This is a genomic window from Lacibacter sediminis (assembly GCF_014168535.1).
Taxonomy (GTDB): domain Bacteria; phylum Bacteroidota; class Bacteroidia; order Chitinophagales; family Chitinophagaceae; genus Lacibacter; species Lacibacter sediminis.
In genome coordinates, this window is the sequence record NZ_CP060007.1 from 3,652,853 (window position 1) to 3,672,310 (window position 19,458).

8 protein-coding genes are annotated in these 19,458 nt (G+C 39.4%); 3 read left to right on the forward strand and 5 right to left on the reverse strand.

Annotated elements, in window-relative coordinates; genetic code table 11:
* Positions 1 to 610 precede the first annotated feature (610 nt).
* Positions 611 to 3,871, forward strand: a complete 3,261-nt coding sequence (locus tag H4075_RS15435; protein ID WP_182801730.1) for a glycosyl hydrolase — start codon at positions 611 to 613, stop codon at positions 3,869 to 3,871.
* Between the two features lie 595 nt (positions 3,872 to 4,466).
* Here H4075_RS15435 and H4075_RS15440 read toward each other — a convergent pair.
* The 5 genes from H4075_RS15440 to H4075_RS15460 form a co-directional block, all read right to left on the reverse strand.
* Positions 4,467 to 5,729 (reverse strand): serine hydrolase domain-containing protein, encoded by a 1,263-nt coding sequence (locus H4075_RS15440; RefSeq protein WP_182801731.1) that lies wholly within the window; start codon positions 5,727 to 5,729, stop codon positions 4,467 to 4,469.
* Positions 5,730 to 5,844: 115 nt separating this feature from the next.
* The gene (locus H4075_RS15445; RefSeq protein ID WP_255460205.1) at positions 5,845 to 7,119 is read right to left on the reverse strand and encodes an MFS transporter; all 1,275 of its coding nucleotides are present in this window, start codon (positions 7,117 to 7,119) and stop codon (positions 5,845 to 5,847) included.
* A gap of 121 nt (positions 7,120 to 7,240) precedes the next feature.
* Positions 7,241 to 9,694 carry a hypothetical protein gene (locus H4075_RS15450; RefSeq protein WP_182801732.1) on the reverse strand — a complete coding sequence of 818 codons (2,454 nt, stop codon included), beginning with the start codon at positions 9,692 to 9,694 and terminating at the stop codon, positions 7,241 to 7,243.
* Between the two features lie 42 nt (positions 9,695 to 9,736).
* Positions 9,737 to 11,422, reverse strand: a complete 1,686-nt coding sequence (locus H4075_RS15455) for a RagB/SusD family nutrient uptake outer membrane protein (RefSeq protein ID WP_182801733.1) — start codon at positions 11,420 to 11,422, stop codon at positions 9,737 to 9,739.
* Positions 11,423 to 11,450: 28 nt separating this feature from the next.
* Positions 11,451 to 14,492 carry a SusC/RagA family TonB-linked outer membrane protein gene (locus tag H4075_RS15460; protein WP_182801734.1) on the reverse strand — a complete coding sequence of 1,014 codons (3,042 nt, stop codon included), beginning with the start codon at positions 14,490 to 14,492 and terminating at the stop codon, positions 11,451 to 11,453.
* Positions 14,493 to 14,658: 166 nt separating this feature from the next.
* On the opposite strand from H4075_RS15460, the gene H4075_RS15465 reads away from it, so the two are divergent.
* On the forward strand, positions 14,659 to 16,011 hold the full coding sequence (locus tag H4075_RS15465; protein WP_182801735.1) for a hypothetical protein: 1,353 nt from the start codon (positions 14,659 to 14,661) through the stop codon (positions 16,009 to 16,011).
* A gap of 583 nt (positions 16,012 to 16,594) precedes the next feature.
* Positions 16,595 to 19,339, forward strand: coding sequence for a sigma 54-interacting transcriptional regulator (locus H4075_RS15470; RefSeq protein WP_182801736.1), 2,745 nt, complete (start codon positions 16,595 to 16,597; stop codon positions 19,337 to 19,339).
* Positions 19,340 to 19,458: the final 119 nt, after the last annotated feature.

Below are 19,458 nucleotides of genomic sequence, written 5' to 3' on the forward strand. Positions count from 1 at the left end.
TGTTGAAACGAATCCAATACCTTTTGAGGTATTTCTTTACCATCCGGAAGGGGTTCCGGCAGACCGGGGAAATGGAGAATTTTGGAATGACTGTGCGAAACAAGCATTTCGCTGGTTGGCGTTTTCTCAATATTCAGCATTATTGAGAAAAGCCTTTGTTTGGAAATAAGCATAGCAATCAATTTAGAATTTAAAAGTCATGCAAAAAAACTATTTGACCAACCCGTACTGTCTGTTGTTAAAGAACATTTTATCGACGATTAAACAAAAAAAAACAATAACAGAAAAGACTATTGTCAACTAAAAAATTACAATTCACTATTTTTTTTACTATGATTAAATTTAAAAAATAGTTCCAACTGATTCTAATAAGTCCCGTTACTTTGATTGTCTTTTTTAATGACGCCATCAAATTAAAAAAAACATTGAACGTATCACTTGTTTAATATGGAATTGACCGTTTTGTCCCCTGATATTGAAACAATATATCTCTAGTTTGTACAGCTTTTCAAAAAGGTTGCAACATTTTAAACATCGATGCCCAAAAAAGAATAATGAATAAAAACAAAGACAAAATAAAATATACCAGCATCTGCTATCAATAATGAATATGAATAGTTTACTTTTTATATCCCGATTTATAAAGAAAAGAGTTAGCAAATTACCTGTTCTGGCGGTCATTTTAATATTGTGTATCGATTCTCTTTCTGCACAAACATTAGAAAAGGGTTTCATAAATCCGCCCGACTCCATTCAAACAAGTGTCTACTGGTATTGGATATCAGACAATATTTCAAAAGAAGGTGTTATAAAAGATTTGCATGCAATGAAAGCTGCCGGTATTAACCGTGCATTTATTGGCAACATTGGATTAGAAAATGTTCCTTATGGTAAAGTAAAAATGTTGAGTGATGAGTGGTGGGAAATTCTGCATGTAGCGCTGAAAACCGCTACTGCATTAAACATCGACATTGGGATTTTCAACTCACCGGGCTGGAGCCAATCAGGTGGCCCATGGATAAAACCGAAGGAAGCTATGCGCTACCTTACTTCATCTTCTATGCGTGTAAAAGGTCCGGTTCACTTTTCTAAAAAACTGGAAAAGCCAGCTGAACATTTTGAGGATGTAAAACTCATTGCATACCCTGTTTCAAAAAATGACAACTTGCAATTGAACAGCACCAATTGTTCCATACGTTCCTTTCCCTCAACATCAAACTTAGTAAACCTGATTGATGGCAATAAAAAAACCGGTATAGTTTTTCCGTCAGGCAAATCCTTTACGTTGCAGCTTGATACAAAGACCCCATTTACCGCACGCAGCATCTCTATCAGCACAACTGAAAAATTAATGTTTGCAAAAGCAAAACTGCAAGAAAAAAATGCGAAAGGACAATATCAAACGATCAGAGAATTTGATATCAACCGTTCTAATGCTTCACTCAATGTTGGTTTTGATCCTTATGCTCCGATCGTAATTTCTTTTCGGGCTGCAACAGCAAGTTCATTCAGGTTGATCATTGAAGATGCGATTGCCGGGAACGGTCTTGCTGAAGTTACATTATCATCTGCACCACTTGTGGAACGATACAGTGAAAAAACATTCGCTAAAATGCATCCTACTCCATTGCCTTCATGGAACGATTACAAATGGCCGATGCAAACTGAAATTGATGATAAGGCAACAGCAACTGATCCATCAAAAGTACTTGACATTTCAAAATACCTTTCCGCAGATGGAACACTTACATGGAATGTACCTGCAGGTGAATGGATGATCATGCGATCGGGTATGACAGCAACAGGAGTTGTGAATGGACCTGCATCGCCTGAAGCTACCGGTCTTGAAGTAGACAAGATGAGCAGGCAGCATGTAGAGAAACATTTTGATGCTTTTATTGGTGAAGTGTTAAAACGTATTCCCGAAAAAGACAGAACTTGTTTTAAGGTAGTAGTGCAGGATAGTTACGAGATGGGCGGACAAAATTTTACAGATGATTTTCTTGCCGAATTTAAAAAGCGATATGGATATGATGCCCTTCCCTACTTACCTGTTTACCAGGGAAAAGTTGTAAAAGATCAATTGAGCTCTGATCGTTTTCTTTGGGACATGCGGCGCATGGTTGCCGATAAAGTGGCTTATGATTATGTTGGAGGATTAAGAGATGTAAGTCATAAACATGGATTAACGACCTGGCTGGAAAACTATGGCCACTGGGGATTTCCCAGTGAATTTTTAATGTATGGCGGACAATCGGATGAAATAGCGGGTGAGTTTTGGAGTGAAGGTGAATTAGGAAACATTGAAAACAGAGCTGCTTCATCTTGTGGACATATTTATGGTAAAACAAAAATCTCTGCAGAGTCGAATACGTTTGCTGGTGATCCTTTCAGTCGTTACCCTGCCAGCATGAAACAACGTGGCGATCGCTTCTTTGCAGAAGGCATCAACAATACATTATTACATGTGTATATAACCCAACCATATGAAGAAAAAAATCCCGGCATGAATGCATGGTTTGGCAATGAGTTCAATAGAAAAAATACATGGTTTTCGCAAATGGATGTTTACACACAATATCTCAAGCGGACCAATCTCATGCTTCAGCAAGGATTGAATGTTGCAGATGTAGCTTATTTTATAGGTGAAGATGCCCCTGCAATGACAGGTGTAACTGATCCTGAGTTGCCGGTTGGTTACCAGTTTGACTATATGAATGCAGAGGTGATTGAAAAGTACATGACAGTGAAAGACGGATTGATCTCCTTACCACATGGCACACAATATCGCATGATGGTTTTACCAAAATTAAGTACCATGCGGCCGTCCGTATTAGCAAAGATCAAACAACTTATTATGGATGGCGCAGTTATTCTCGGACCTGCGCCGCAACGTTCGCCTAGTTTACAAGGACAGCCTGCTGCCGATCAACAGATAGCTGTTATGGCAAAAGAAATATGGGGAAACGTTGATGGTATAAAAGTAAAAATGAGAAAAGCGGGCAAAGGCATCATCATGAATGGAATGACGATGAAAGAAGCACTTGCTGTGATCAATTGTATTCCTGATTGCAGCTTGCCGAATGATCGATCCATTCACTATGGTCACAGGCAAGTAAATGGAATGGAGATATATTTTTTATCTAATCAAACAACTGTTACAAAAGAAGTAACACCGCAGTTTAGAGTAACAGGTCTGCAACCGGAAATATGGGAAGCTGTTACTGGCTCTATTCGTGATTTGCCTGCCTATACACAAACGGAAAGCAGCACAGCCGTGCCATTGAAGCTTGCCCCGTATGAAAGCGTCTTCATTGTATTTCGTAAAGCAATCAACAACAAGTCTACTGTAAATATTGCTGCTAATTATCCTTCAGCAACTACACTCGTAAATTTAAAAGGTCCATGGATGGTGAAGTTTGATTCTTTACAAAGAGGGCCATCCTCACCTGTTGTTTTCGATACGTTAATGGATTGGACAAAGTCAGGGGATGATCGCATTAAATATTATTCCGGAACTGCTATTTATAATACTACGTTTAATTTAGACAAACTTCCCGCACACAACAATATCAGCATATCACTTGGCTCCGTTACAGCGATGGCTAAAGTTTTTGTAAACGGAACCTATGCCGGTGGTTTGTGGACGGCACCTTACAAATTGGATATTTCAAAACTTATGAAAGAAGGAAAAAACGAAGTAAAGATTGAAGTGGTAAATAACTGGATGAATCGATTGATCGGCGATAGCAAACTGCCCAAGGAAGAACGACCTACGTGGAGTCCGTTTAATACTTACAAAGCAACCAGTACATTGCAACCTTCCGGATTGTTTGGTCCTGTAAAAATTGAATACGTCAAAAGCAAATAGCGTTAAAGCCCTTCAGCTAATACTTCATACCGGCATGAGTTTTATAGAAACAAAAAACGGACAACCTTTCAAAAAATCGGGGTTGTCCGTTAAGGCGGAAAAAAAAGAACGAAATTTGAGCCGATTGATGGATAATTTGGCCTTATTAGCCGATTTGAAATACTGCTTAGAAAACCAAGTTTATCGATGAACATTCGTTTTTTCAACAAAAATTAACTTAAAGATTCATAGTACGAAAAGCAGCCAAATTCTATGGGGTATGTTAGGTTTCACTTCTGGCCACCGAAAATTATTGTACCTGCCTTTCGACAAACAGTTGCTATTCGCACAATCCACTACTGCTTATAATCGTGCATAGTGGGATTATCAACGATTAACCAGGAAAAATATATAAATATTTTGCAGGTAAAAAAAGCTGCAACATCGGGCTGTGTGCAGTCCTGCCACATAGTGTTGTGACCCCGCTGCAAGTATAACCAACAAGATTAAAATAAGATGAACAGGTCAATAATAACAAAGGCATATGTTTTTCGCATTTACCAATACATGATTTGAAAGTCATCTCCGAAAGGAATGCCCCTGTTTTACAACTTTTTTATTTCAAACTGCCATAAATGGTATTTGTGATTTTATCAACAAAATCTTTGTGAGAATTGGGAGTATGCTGAGTCATAATCAGGCAGATCAGTTTTTCTTTTGGATCGGCCCAATAGTATGAACCGTAGAATCCACCCCACGAAAATGAACCTTTATTCTGCATCTTTAAGTTTGCAGTTTTTTCGGTTGTATATTCAAACCCAAGGCAAAAATTATTATCACCAAATACATTATCGGCCAACTGCGGACTTAACATCAATTCTACAGTGCGCCTTCCCAATATTTGTTTGTTATTGTACCTGCCACCATTTAAAAGCATTTGGAGAAAAATGGAATAATCAAATGCTGTTGACGACAATCCTGATCCCCCCGAAAAAGTATTTTTTTGAAACAACGGATACCCGGGGTCTATATTTCTAAACGTAGGCGACCATTCAATGATATAATTATTTTCATCCTCTGTATAAACAGTTGGAATCCTGCCGGCCTTTGTTGCCGGAACGTTAAAATAGGTATCCTTCATTCCAAGCGGCTCAAAAATATTTTTATGAAAATAAGTTTCCAAAGATTCTCCGCTGATTATTTCAACTAAGCACCCAAGTACATCAGTACTTAAGCCATAAGTATATTTTGATCCGGGATTATGTTTTAGTGGCAGTGCTGCTACTGCTTTCATTTTGGCCAATGCATTCCCTTTAAAATAACCAAGACCTGATGGAATATTATTTTTAGCATAAATAGCTCTCATTGTATCAGAGCCGGAGGCCGGATAGCCGATGCCAGATGTATGCGTCAGCAAATCCCGAAAAGTAATTTCACGTTTAGCCGCAATAGTGGTATAGCTTGTATCAGAAGCATTGTAGCTATTGATCAGTTTTGGTTTTTTAAACTCAGGTATAAAATCAGATATAGGTTGATCGAGGGTAAGCCTTCCTTGCTCAAGCAACTGCATAATTGCCAAACTTGTAATTGCTTTGGTCTGGCTCATAATCCTGAAAATCGCATCAGCCTGCATTTTTGTTTTACTCGAACGATTCGCATATCCACTTCCTTTATAATAAACAACCTGATTGTCTTTGACTATAATTACAACAGCACCAACAAGCCAGTTTTGATCTTGATAATTTTTCAAGATGGTATCAATTTGCGCTAATCGTTGATAATTAAACCCATGATGTTGTTTTACTATTGGTGAAAGGGTTTGTGCAAAGACACATTGCAGTGCAAAAAGGGCTAAAAATAACCCTGTTATTTTTTTCATTCGTGATTTTGATTAGGGTGATTTAACTGGGTATTTAGTGTTTGCCAGATTTAAATAAAGACGAGCAAAATGAAGTTACTTGTTTTCCTGAATTTTCGAGAGGTCGTCAACGATTTTATTCTACAAAATCCAGGTCCTTATGAAATGTTTCCTTCGATAATATTGCAGCAACAATTGTTATTGCCATAATAATTACCGCTGCAATCCATCCACCGGTATAATAATCAGTAGCACCTCTCAATAATTGAAACAAAGGAAGTATAAGTATGGCAAGCATACCTCTTACCATATTCGGTATTGTTGTTGCTGCTGTTGCCCGAATGTTGGTACCAAACTGTTCTGCCCCCATTGTCACAAAAATGGCCCAGAAGCCTGCACCAAAACCAAGTCCGCCGCAGATCCAGTACATTCTGCTTGCAGAACCATTCCATTGTGATGTAAAAAATAAAATCATGAAGAATATGGTAATGCCATAAAATATATACAATGCTTTTTTTCTGCTCTTCAACCATTGACTAAGCACACCAATGAGTATATCACCCAGTGAAATTCCTGCATAAGCAAACATGATCGATTTACCGGGATCGATTTTTTCTGTAATACCCATATACTTACCAAACTCGTTGGAAAATGTGATTAATACACCAATCACAAACCAGGTGGGCAAACCAATAAGAATACTTAACAGGTAACGTTTAAAACGATCTTTGTTATTAAACAACATGAAGAGGTTACCTTTTTGCACGTTTGCTTTTTGCACTGTATGAAACATACCTGACTCAGAAACTGAAACACGCAGGAGCAACAATGCTATACCCAAGCCTCCACCCACAAAATAGCAAGTACGCCAATCGAAATAAAGTTTTAATACAAATGCTGCCACTGCGCCTGTTAAGCCAACACCTGCAACAAGTGATGTTGCCAGTCCTCTTTTTTCTTTTGGAGTGAGTTCTGATACCAATGTAATGCCTGCCCCCAACTCTCCCGCCAAACCAATGCCTGCAATAAAGCGGATGACTTTGTATTGATCTGTTGTTTGCACTAATCCATTAGCTATATTGGCAATGGAATATAAAAGTATAGAACCAAACAACACACTTAAGCGTCCTTTCTTATCTCCCATTACACCCCATAATATTCCTCCAATGAGTAAGCCCCACATCTGCCATTGAATAATGGCTTCACCTTCTGTGAGCAATTGTGCATCTGTTAAATTTAATGAGCGAAGACTTTCCACCCTTACAATACTGAATAGTAACAGATCGTAGATATCAACAAAATAACCCAATGCAGCTACCAGCACTGCCACACTAAATATTGATTTATCCTTTTGTTCAGTCATAGTCAATGGCCCGCTGCTTGTGGTTTGCTTTTGTTCTGTTAACGGCATATAATCGTTCTTAGTAATAACTATTAAAATGCAAAGAAAGAAACTGGTTTTAAAAAGCCCCGGTAGCCGTTCACCGGGGCACGAGAAACTGCTGCTTATAAGAAAGCTTCTTTATTAAATTTTACTGATAGATAAGCCAGGCTGTTGCTGTACAATCTTTATCAGCTGTTGCTCTTATCCAGTGTGCACTGTAGCCATCAGGGAAAACATATTCAACAGTTTTGCCGGCGGCCACTTTTATTTTTTTGTATTCATTCCATCCGTTATGATCTACATCCACTTCCAGGGTGATCGTTATATCCTTATCTGCGGTTAAAGAGATTTTCTTTTTATCATAACCAGTCATCAGGTATGGAAGTGATGGTTGATTCGCTTTTACCTGACTGTTTTTCCAAACACCACCTTCACCAACCGGCTTGCCTAATTTCCAAACATCATCAATACCACCAAACCAAAGACCGTTGCTGTTATTATTACTATTGAAATAATGTCCGTCTTTTGCAGCATTTATTTTTGTTCCGCTTATCACAAGTAAACCACGCCATGTGCAATAATCAATAATTTTCTTTTTATGCGTTGTAATTGGACGAATGGCTGCAAAGCCAGACTCTCTTCCTATTTCATACAAAGTGCCATGAGCGTTCAGCATATATCTTTCCGATTCAAGTTCTCTTGCATTACGATAAGAAAATGTTTCATACTTGTGTGAGGTTTTTGGCAAACGGAAAGTACCCGTTTTATCTTTTACAATAACTGACGCTTCATCCACTTCAAAATCTTTCTTGAAGGAGAGCAACTTCTCCATTTGTTTCGTACTGTCGGCAACAGCAGTTACAACTTCAAGTTTCTCATCTAACTCTGCATATTCTTTTTTACCGTTGCTGATATTGAGTATTTGTAAATTTTTATTATGGCCCGCAGGACGAATCAAATTTGCATGCACATCACCGGCTTCATCAATACCTGCAATTGAATTAAACATGGCATCCTGTTTTACATGCGGCTTACCCGTAAAATGAAAGAATGCTGATGCTGTACAGTTTTTATTCGATTTTATTCTTATCCAGTTTGCAGAAAAATCAGCGGGGAAAATAAGATACTGGTAACCTTTTGCTGCAACAGTGATCTTTTTATAGTTCGTCCATTTATTATTACCTGCTTTATCAATTTCCAATGTAAATGATACTGCTTCTTCCGCATTGTGACTAAGATGCAGTATTTTTTTTCCGAAGCCATTAACCAAAAAAGCATCTGAAGGTACACCTGCTTTTACAGCATCTTTTATCCAGGGTCCACCCCAACCATTTGCTGCACCCCATTGTTTCAGATCGGCAAAATTTCCAAACCATAAATTGGATTGTGAACGGCCAGCCATTGGATTTTCAAGTATCGATGTTTCATCTGTTGCAATAACCAACTTCCCATTCCAGTTACAGAAATCAGGAACATAACGCAGGTGATTACTGATGGGTGAAATACCTGCTGTGTTTTTGTAAGAGAATGTTTTAGGAAAATCATAAAACATACCAAACATATCCATCAACATTTTATTATTTCCAATTTCTCTTATGCGTGGCCACTCGGTAAACCATCCGCCCAAACCTTCGTAAGTACGGGTTGATTTTGGCAACCGGAAACTGTACCATTTACCATTATCCAATAGTTTTAAAATAACTGAACGTTTATCCCAACCCATGCTCCATGCCGGAGCATTATCATCAGGTGCACCATAAATTCCACCGGGACCTGTTACTTCAGTAAATTGTCTTCTTTCAATGATCCTCCATTCTTTCCCATCCCACTCTGCTAATACACCTTTCTCTTCATCATTTTTTGGTGCAGCACCAGCCTTCAGATCTTCTTTTCCTATATCAAAAACTTTATGCTCGCCATTGTTCGCAATGATCAATCTTTTCTGTGCAGTGTAACCGCCTTTCCCATGCCAACCAGGTACCGGTTTATTGAAAAGTTTATTTACTGCAAGCGTGTGCACATTCACTTCATACAGCATGCCTTCCATGTCATAGAAATAAACCATGTTAGCTGGATCAAATAAATGTCTTGCAGTTGCGGTCATTCTTCCCGGCATCACTGTTAGGGGTATTACTCTTACTTTTCCATTAGCATCGATTAAATAAGAACCGGTAATCAATTGATTTGATTCTCTATGAATCATCCTGTTTGCAGGTGTTCCTCCAACGCTTTCGGGATGAATAATCATATTCAAATTTGAATCGATGCTGTAAAGTTTATCTGAACTTCCATTGGGGCAATGTGGTGAATAAGTAACCATCCACAATTTACCGGCCCATGGCACAGTGGCGCCAATACCCACCTCTCTACCCTCTAACTTTTTATCATAATTCCCATCTGTTCCAATTGGTTCGCATGCAGTTGATCCACCTTCATTAAATACAGTAAGATGCGGATATACGCCGCTGATCTGTAACGGTTTTTTGGACGACGGCTTCAATGTAATACCCGTTGATACTGTTGTTTGAGCTGTTATTGTTGCAGCAGCACATATGGCCATGGCACACATAATGCTTCCAGCTGAAAATATCTTTCGCTTCATGTATTAAAAAATTAGTTGAATTATATTTTTGAATTAGTGCCTTTACTGATAGTTGGGATTTTGTGTAAGACCCGGGTTTTGTATACGGTCAACATTTGGGATGGGCCATAAGTATTGCCTGTTTTTATCGAAGTTGCGATCTGCAAGTTTTTTTACATCAGTACCAAAAACAGAGTAATCAGGAACACCATCATCATCCAGCGGCGTAACTCCGGGGAAAGGCCATTTGCTGCGGTTTTGTGCGGCAGGATCGGGCAATCCAATCACTGGTTTCGTTAATGCTTTTTCTGCAAGCTTCCATCGTATAAGATCCATATAACGCAAACCTTCCAAAGGAAACTCTACCCTTCTTTCCCTGCGAACAATCCTTTTCAATTCAGTTGCATTGACTGATGTTACTGAGGGGTAAGATGCCACTGCTGTTACAGCTACACCATAAGCTCTTGCTCGTACCTGATTAATTGCGTTGAGAACAGATGCATCGATTTCGCCCAATTCAATTTTTGCTTCAGCATACGTCAATAATATTTCTGCATACCTGAATAAAATAGCATCATTATCTTCTCTTAAACGATCGGCCCATGTCTGATCAATTCCTTTGCGCCATAAAAACCCGGTAAAGCTGGCGAACTGTGCAACCGCACGGGTATCTCTGTTACTCACTCTCCTGTTTTCTTTTGAACTGAATACAGTTAATGTATCGGGATGTGGTTGATAAGAATAACCTAACCATTGCGTATTGAATTCAACAATGTTTGCAGTGAGACGGGGATCACGGTTTGCAAACGGATTTTTCGGATCATACAAAGCTGATTCATCAATAGGTAATCCATCTTTACATTCATACGCATCGAAAATTTCACGTGTTGGAATCTGTGCACCAAATCCACCTGCATTTCTGCAAATAAAATCCTGCACAAATCCTCCGGCATTAAAAACTTTCTGCGCTTCATCTCTCGGAATACTGATGATGATTTCTTTACTCGTTTCCCCTGCTTTCAGAAACAGATCACGATAGCTTGCATGTAAAGCATATGTACCTCCTGTTGCCAACTGCATAACTGCAGCAGCAGCATCTCTTGCGATATCCCATTTACCTTCATACAACGCAATCCTTGCTTTAACGGCAAGTGCCGAGCCTCTTGTAAAACGTTTAACCTGCGATGTTGTAAATGATACTGGAAGATTTGCGATAGCAAAATCAAGATCTGCAAAAATGAACGTCAACACTTCACTCTTCGCTGTTCTCGTAACATTATATGCCTGTGAAATTTCAATGGGTTCTTTAATTAAAGGCACATCACCAAAATGAGTAATCAAACGACCGTATTCGTAAGCACGCACCAAACGAACTTCTGCTTCAAGCCTTGTTATTACAGAAGCAGGTGTATTGGCTGCCGCACGATCTTTATTTGCAATAAATGCATTGACTCTTGCAATTGCTTTGTAAGCATTCGTCCATAAACTCAAAGCAAAGGCATCATCAGCATTCATGGTGCCAAAGGTTACGGTATTGCCTAACTGTGCACGATGCCAGGCATTATCACTAAAATATTCGTTATCGTTTGCCCAGAAATCGGCACGGTAAAGATCATTCACCGCAAGTTCAAGCTCTGTTTGGTTTGAGTAGAATCCACCTGTTGATGGTTCTGAAAGCGGATTAAGATCAAGCTTGGTGCAGGCACTCAAAGCTGTTGCCAGTATTATAGTAAAATATATTTTTTTCATTGTTGTTTTATTTAGCAGTAACAATCATTTAAAACCTAACGCTTATGCCACCCATAATGGTTGTAACAATCGGATAACCTAAGTTGGCCGCTTCAGGATCGGCACCAATGTATTTCGGGAAATGATGAATAGAGAACAGATCATTTACAGCAGCATAAAAGCGGATTGATTGCACAGCAGCCCGTTTCAGAAATGCCTGTCTCATACTATAGCCAAGCGTAATATTCTTTACTCTGAAATATGCACCGTTCACAAGCCAATGATCTGACACCAGGTAGTTGTTACCATTTGATGTTCTTGACAAACGGGGAAACGTTGCTGCTTTATTTTGTTCTGCTGAATTGTTTACACTCCATAAACGGCCCACCATTGCGCTCGGCATATTACCAAATGCTTCAGCAAATGGCTGTATAGATTCACTTGGTAATAAACTCAGTTTTTTACCTACTCCCTGAAATACCAATCCGAAATCAAAATTTTGATAGTCAAGACGGATATTACCACCATAAATATATCTTGGCAATGAACCACCTAATACTTCTCTGTCTTTATCTGAACTGATACTGCCATCTTTATTCAAATCATTGTACTTCATATCACCCGGCTTTGTATTAGGGAACACCGGGCTTGCTGCTACTTCTCCTGCATTCTGGAAAATGCCGCCGGATCTGTAACCATACCACGAATTAAATTCATAACCTTTCAGGTTTACGATACTTCCCAATGAGCCGGGGTTACTGATTGTAATCACTTCTGTTTTTGCATCAGACAGGTTTGCAGCTACAGAATAATTCACTTTACCAAAATGATCTCTCCAACCCAATTCAATCTCCCAACCTTTTGCACCTATCGTACCCAGGTTGTCATATGGATCATTAAAGCCAACATAGTTTGGAATGTCAGAGATGAGAAGAATGTCTCTTGTTCTGCGAACAAAATAATCTGCAGTAACTGTAAGCCTGCTGTTAAGTAATGTCATGTCGATACCAACATCGGTAGTGCTGGTTGTTTCCCAACTGATATCTTCAATGGCAAAATCAGTTTGTGCATAACCTGTAAGTGGCACAACTGCAGTGCCCTGATAAAACAAAGCTGTGCTTGCAGCAAGTGAAGCCTGGTAGGGATAATTACCTATACGCTCGTTGCCCGCTTCGCCGTAAGAAGCACGCAGTTTAAGAAATGAAAGCCACTTTACATCTTTCAAAAATGTTTCTTCTGAAAGCACCCAGCCGGCAGACACAGATGGGAACATTGCATCACGATAGTTCTTTCCAAAGCGTGAAGATTTATCGTAACGTATATTACCCTGAATAAAATAGCGATCATTAAAACTATAATTCACTCTCCCAAAAAATGAACGTAGCGCCGATTCTGAAGCATTGCCTGAGTTGTCACGGAATTCCTGCGAGCCAACACTCAGGTAGGGAAATGTTGTTAACGGAAATCCATCTCTTGATGCAGAAATCGATTCGAAGTAATTATAATTTTCTTCATAACCTGCCAATGCCTCAATGCTGTGATACTTACCAATGTCTTTACGATAGTTTGCAAGAAACTGTCCGTTCATGATCAGGTTTTCTGTGCGGCCCTCGTTTAAGAAAGTAGTTGAACGGAGGTTTGTGAAAATTACACGTGACGGATCGTTAATATCTGTGAACCTGATTTGCTTTGCAAAGGTTTTATTTTTATCAAAATCAAAACTGGGCGAAATCAAAGCAGTTAATGTAAGATCTTTAATAGGTTTCACATTAATGGCTAACCTGCCAAGCAGTTGGCTTTGTGTACTCTTACCAAAACCACCTTCGTAAATCTGTGCAAGCGGATTACGTCCATCTTTGCCCGGAGCATATCGTCCGTCAGAATAATAATCATCATAAATAGGTGGCAGTACTCTTCCTTCGTACACAGGACTGCCAAAACCCGGTGTTGAAACTGTTGACTTTGTTGTGGTACGTCTATATGCAATGTCAAGATTTACTGAAATGCGGTCATTGATCTGCAGATCATTGTTGAGACGCACCAGGTAACGGTTATAATTAAAGTTATCATAAAACGCACCTGCATTCTGATAACCCAACGAAGCTTTTGTTTTCAGTTTACCAGTACCCATTGTAAATACAAGGTCGTGCCGCTCACGTGGTGCAAACCTGTACTTCATTGTTGCACGTTGCCAATCGGTATTTGGAAATCTGTCGGGGCTTACTTTGTTACTATCGAGGTAAGAATTAATAAACGCCTGTGGATAGGGCCCTGATGATGCGCCATCGTTGACCGACTGCTCATTAAAATAGCGCATGTAATCCTGCACACCAACAAAGGATGGTAATGATGTTGGCGTTTGCACGGCATACTCATAATTATATTCAAGACTTGACTGACCATTCTTTGCACGCTTGGTGGTGACCAGTACTACACCGGCCGCACCTCTTGAACCATAGATTGCCGCTGAAGCTGCATCTTTCAAAACAGAAATACTTTCAACATCATTTGGATTTACATTATCGATGCTGTTAACAGGAACACCATCAACCAAAATCAACGGACTATTTTCACCGGTAGTGGTAATACCACGTATGCGGATAGATGCCCCTGAACCGGGGGCGCCGCTACTGCGTGTAACAGAAACACCGGAAATACTTCCCTGCAATGCTTCCGATACCTGAACTGTTTGACGGCCTCCAACATCTTTTGCGCCAATGGTTGATACAGAGCCGGTGAGATCTTTTTTCTTTTGTGTACCATAACCAACTACTACCACTTCATCCATACCTTTTACTTCAGCAGCAAGACGGATGGAAAGATTGTCTTCCGTAATGTCCACAGTTGTGGTTCGGTAATTCACAAAGGTTATCGTCAATTTTTTTACAGTTGTGGCAACCTGTAATGTGAATTGACCTGATTCGTTTGTTGTAGTACCAACGGTGGTGCCCTCAGCTACCACACTAACACCTGCCAATGGCAGATTGCTGGCGGCATCGGTTACAGTACCCTTTATTGTTTTGTTTTGTGCCAGCACGGGTAGAGTAAGTAAAAGGCAGAGGGAAAAGAATAACAGCAGTTTTTGTTTCATTGTGCAATCGTTTTTAGATTTGAGACTTTAGCAGGAAAGGCTTAAAAAATAAATGAGGATATAAATTTAGATTTGCAGTGCAGGGTATTCCAACTTTTGGCCTGTGCAATACAAAACCAAAACTTTGAACAACTTAACTAACTGCAAATAAGTATTTTGCAAACCCATGCCACAGCAAAATGAACAATACGAAAGCAAGGAATCGTTCTATCATTTAGACCTTTGTTGTCGTATGGCAGCAGAAAAAGTTGGAAAGGCATCATTTGAGAGCTGGACAAACGGAGATTACCTGCGTTTAAGTGGTCAGCTTTTCAGACAAACGAATGTGCAAATAAGCCCAAGTACATTGAAGCGTATTTTCGGCAAGCTCAAAACAACCGACAGGTATTATCCTCAAAAAGCAACACGTGATGCACTTGTGCAATACAATGGCTATAATGATTGGGATACATTTGTAGCAAAATACCCTAAACCTGTTGCAACGAAAGAAGAAGAGCCGGTTGATGAGTCAACAAAAAATATCTCAGCAAAAACCGTTTCTAAAAAAGGAAGGAATATCTACATAATAGCTGCGTTAATATTCATCGCTGTGATTATTTTTTGGGCTTTGCAAAAAAACAAATCAGTCCAAACCGTTACTTCTGCTGATGTCGACTTGCTTTGCAGTAAGCCGGAAGGTGAAGCACCTCACTCAACTACATTTACCATAAAACTTGCAAATAGTTTTAAAGGAGATAAAGACAAGTTTACGATTGATTTTGGTGATAATCATCGGGAGAAAGAAATAGATGACGGTTTAACCATTTCACATTATTATGAAGTACCCGGCCGATACTATGCACGTTTGAAATACAATGGAACTCCGGTTGACTCTGTATCGGTTTATCTCAAAACAAACGGGTGGACAGCTACCGCACAATTACAATTCGATACTTCAAAAGTGTATCCCGTTAACATTAATCGCTATACCAAAACCGGCAAGCTTGAAGTAACGGCAAACGAAGTAAGCTCCGCAGGTGTTGACACAAGCAAAGCCTTCTTTGTGCATTTTGTAAACACAAAACCGTTACCTGTTGATGCTGATAATTTTGAATTAAATCTGTGGGTAAGCACCTCTCTTCCACGCCCGGGAATACGTTGTTCGCAAGCGGATATAACAATTTATGGTGAACAATCGAGTCACGTTGCCAGGTTCATCAAACCAGGTTGTGTAACCTGGGCATTACTGAATTTTTCCGAAATTCATCATGAAGGCGAAAGAGAAGACCTGAGTTTTCTTGGCGTAGATCTCACTGCAGGTGGTCGAATAAAATTGAAAGTTGTTAATAAGAAAGCCACCCTTTTTATTAATGACAAAATAGTTCATGAAACCGCTTATCGTATTCCACTGAAGAAATTCTATGGTATGCGTATAACTTTTGGTGGGATTGGTGTTATCGATGGATTTGCTTTAAAAGATCTCAAGACTGGGAAAATATACTCAGAAGGGTTAACGAATATCGGATCTCAATCTCAATAATATTATTAACCAGCTGAACTATACTGGTTCGAAAGCTGGTTAATCCTGTTTAAAAGACAACCCGACTTTTTGAAGGGTTGTCTTTTAAGGTGTGGAGAAAAGAGAACCGAATGTGAACCATTTGAGGGAAGATTTGTCAATTTTAGTAAATCTGGATTCGTTGCTACAAAGTTGTTAAGCATCGCAGATAACTTTTTGAAAGAAGACTGAGGATAACCAAAAACTCCTTTCACCCCATTAACTCAGTTACCAAATAGACAAAACTTTTACAGGCATCCAAGTAAGCTCTGCTTCAGCTCCGGTAATAGGCGATCTTCTCTATAATCTTGTTGTACTAATGCTATTACAGATTAGTGAAGCCAAACAAATCTACCCTTCAAATCAGATATTCATAATCACCAGACTTCTGATAATCTATCAGTTAATAAATTTTCAGTCCATCCCGAATGAATCCGAAATTAAATACCTGAATCAAATATGATTACTGTTACACTGTCATCTCTCCGACATTTCAGCAACTTGCTTAAGGTAATTTTCCGGTTTGAATTTGTAACTTTAAACAAACCCTCAATTTCAGAGCTAAATGGTCGACTCGTCAGATCATAAACAATTAGCAGAAAGCCTGCTTGCTCAGGTAGCAGATGCCACCCTTGGTCTTTCTGGCCATGATTTTATAGTTGAACTCGCAAAGAAAATACCTCCTATTATTAATATGCGCTATTGCTTTGTTGTAGAGTGCGCCAACAAGGAAAAAACAAGGTTACGTACCGTTGCCTTTGTTGAGGGCGACAAAGTGCTGGATAATATTGAATATAATACCGCAGAATCAGCATGCAGTATGGTCGTAAATGGCGATGCATACTATTTACCAAAAGGTGTCAAAAAATTCCATCAGGGAACAGCAGGAATTGAAGCATATGTGGCCGTTCCTATCATCAGCAAACTCACAGGTGAAATGCTTGGTCATATTGCTGCATCAGATCCAAACCCGATAACTGATAAAAAAAACCGGGTAGCTATTCTTAAAATTTTTGCAGCACAACTGGCAAGTGAACTGGAGCGAATGCAATCTGAAAAAGAACTCGAACAAAAAAAATATGACATCGAATTATACCGGCAAACCTTACGCAATCTTCACGAAGCAGTATTTTGGGTGAATGCCAACGGTAATATCATTGAAGTAAATGAAATGGCAACTCACATGACGGGAAGAAGTCGTGACGAATTGCTAACTATGAAAGTACCTGAACTTAACCCGTCTGAAATTGTTCAGGATTTTCCTGGGTTCTGGAAAAAACTAAGGAAAGCAAAAAAAATTACGTTTGAAGCAAAACATCTTCACAAAGAAGGTTATTTCTACGAAGTTGAAATAACAGGAAATTATATCGAATATAACGGACAGGAGTTTTCGTGCAGTATTGTAAGAGATATACGTAAAAAGAAAAAGGAAGAAGATATATTACGCATCATTTCCGAAGGCACTGCAGCTCTCACAGGTATGGATTACCTGCAAGGGCTCACAAAAATTGTTACCGAAGTTTTAGGTGTTCGTTATGCACTTGTATCTGAATGTGCCAATGAAGAAAAAACGAGAGTACGTACCATTTCATATGTTGATCGTAAACAAGTGCTGGAAAATATTGAATATGATCTTGAAGGCACACCTTGCCAATATGTAATGAATGGAAAAGATTATTTCTGTGCTGACGAACTTGAAAAAAGCTTCCCGGGCGAAAAAGGTATTCAATCATATATAGCTGTTCCCATTAACAGCCCTGAAACAGGTGAAGTATTGGGACATATTGCTGCTCTGGATAGTGTCCCTATGACGAGCGATCAGAACCAATCAAACATACTCCGCATTTTTGCCGCAAGAGCAGGCGCTGAAATGGACAGACTGGCTGCACTGAAAAAACTGGAAGAACTCAACAAAGCATTAGACCTTAGTTTAAAAGAAAGTGATCAACGTTATAAAGATTTGTTTGAACAGGCACCAATTGCTTATGTACATGAAGGTCTCGATTCGAAATTTATAAAAGCAAACAGGGCGGCCCTTAAAATATTAGGGGTTAAGCCGGAGGAAGTGCCTTTTACTTATGGCAGTTCACTTGTACCCAACACTCCTGATGCACAGCAACGGCTTAATGAAGCGTTTGCTTCTATTGGAAGAGGAACGGACACAAGTGGAATTGTACTTGAATTGAGGCGCAAAGATACAGGAGCTCCAATATGGATACAATGGTGGTCGAACCCGGATGTTGGTGGACAATTTACAAGAACAATGTTCATTGATATTACTGAACGTGTGTTGATGGAACAGGAACAGGTCCGTTTAAAAGCGCAGAACCAATATCTGCAGGAAGAAATTAAATACAATCACAACTTTGAAGATATTGTGAGCACCAGCAAAAACTTTCATAAGGTATTGCAGCAAATTGAACAGGTGGCTTCCACTGACGCAACTGTTTTAATACTTGGAGAATCGGGAACCGGAAAGGAATTAATTGCAAGGGCCATTCACAATATCAGCAAACGCAACAAACGTCCTTTGGTAAAAGTAAACTGTGCTACACTTCCTGCCAATCTGATCGAAAGTGAATTGTTTGGTCATGAACGAGGTGCATTTACAGGTGCTATGGAAAGAAAGATCGGTCGTTTTGAGTTGGCGGATACAGGTACAATTTTCTTAGATGAAATTGGAGAGCTGCCGGTTGAATTGCAGGCAAAACTGCTGCGTGTATTGCAGGAAGGTGAATTTGAACGATTGGGCAATCCTAAAACAATGAAAGTAAACGTTCGCATTATTGCAGCTACTAATCGAAATCTTCAAACAGCCATCGAGAAAAAAGAATTTCGTGAAGATCTCTATTACCGCCTGAACGTTTTCCCCATCATCACTCCACCATTGCGTGACCGTAAAGAAGATATTCCATTACTCCTAAAACATTTCATCCGTAAGCATGAAACAAAAATGGGCAGAAAAATAACTGAAGTTGCTCCGGATGTTTTAAATGCCCTTCACCAATACAGCTGGCCTGGCAATGTTCGTGAACTGGAGAATTTAATTGAACGTGCATTGATCCTTTCGAAAGGTTCTGTCCTTGAATATGGCGATTGGATACCTGCAGCTTCCGGAATATCGACAGCACATCAGACTTCGTCATCAAAACAAACCTTAGAAGATGTTGAAAAGGACCACATCATCGAAACCTTACAAAGAACCAACTGGAAAGTAAGTGGCGAAAAAGGAGCTGCAAAAATTTTAGGTCTTAATGCCACAACACTGGAAGCACGTATGAAAAAACTCGGCATCACAAGGCCAAAATGATGCTTTACTATCTCATAAAATATCCAGCCATCCACAACGGATGGCTTTTTTTCATCTTTCAATAAAAAAAAAGAACGACCAGAATATTCCCAAAGGAAAAATCCCAATCTAATGGGAAA

Coding starts and splice junctions, on each gene's coding strand:
- H4075_RS15465 (WP_182801735.1), top strand. CDS start 14,659: ATGCCACAGCAAAATGAACAATACGAAAGCAAGGAATCGTTCTATCAT.
- H4075_RS15435 (WP_182801730.1), top strand. CDS start 611: ATGAATAGTTTACTTTTTATATCCCGATTTATAAAGAAAAGAGTTAGC.
- H4075_RS15470 (WP_182801736.1), top strand. CDS start 16,595: ATGGTCGACTCGTCAGATCATAAACAATTAGCAGAAAGCCTGCTTGCT.
- H4075_RS15460 (WP_182801734.1), bottom strand. CDS start 14,492: ATGAAACAAAAACTGCTGTTATTCTTTTCCCTCTGCCTTTTACTTACT.
- H4075_RS15450 (WP_182801732.1), bottom strand. CDS start 9,694: ATGAAGCGAAAGATATTTTCAGCTGGAAGCATTATGTGTGCCATGGCC.
- H4075_RS15455 (WP_182801733.1), bottom strand. CDS start 11,422: ATGAAAAAAATATATTTTACTATAATACTGGCAACAGCTTTGAGTGCC.
- H4075_RS15445 (WP_255460205.1), bottom strand. CDS start 7,119: ATGCCGTTAACAGAACAAAAGCAAACCACAAGCAGCGGGCCATTGACT.
- H4075_RS15440 (WP_182801731.1), bottom strand. CDS start 5,729: ATGAAAAAAATAACAGGGTTATTTTTAGCCCTTTTTGCACTGCAATGT.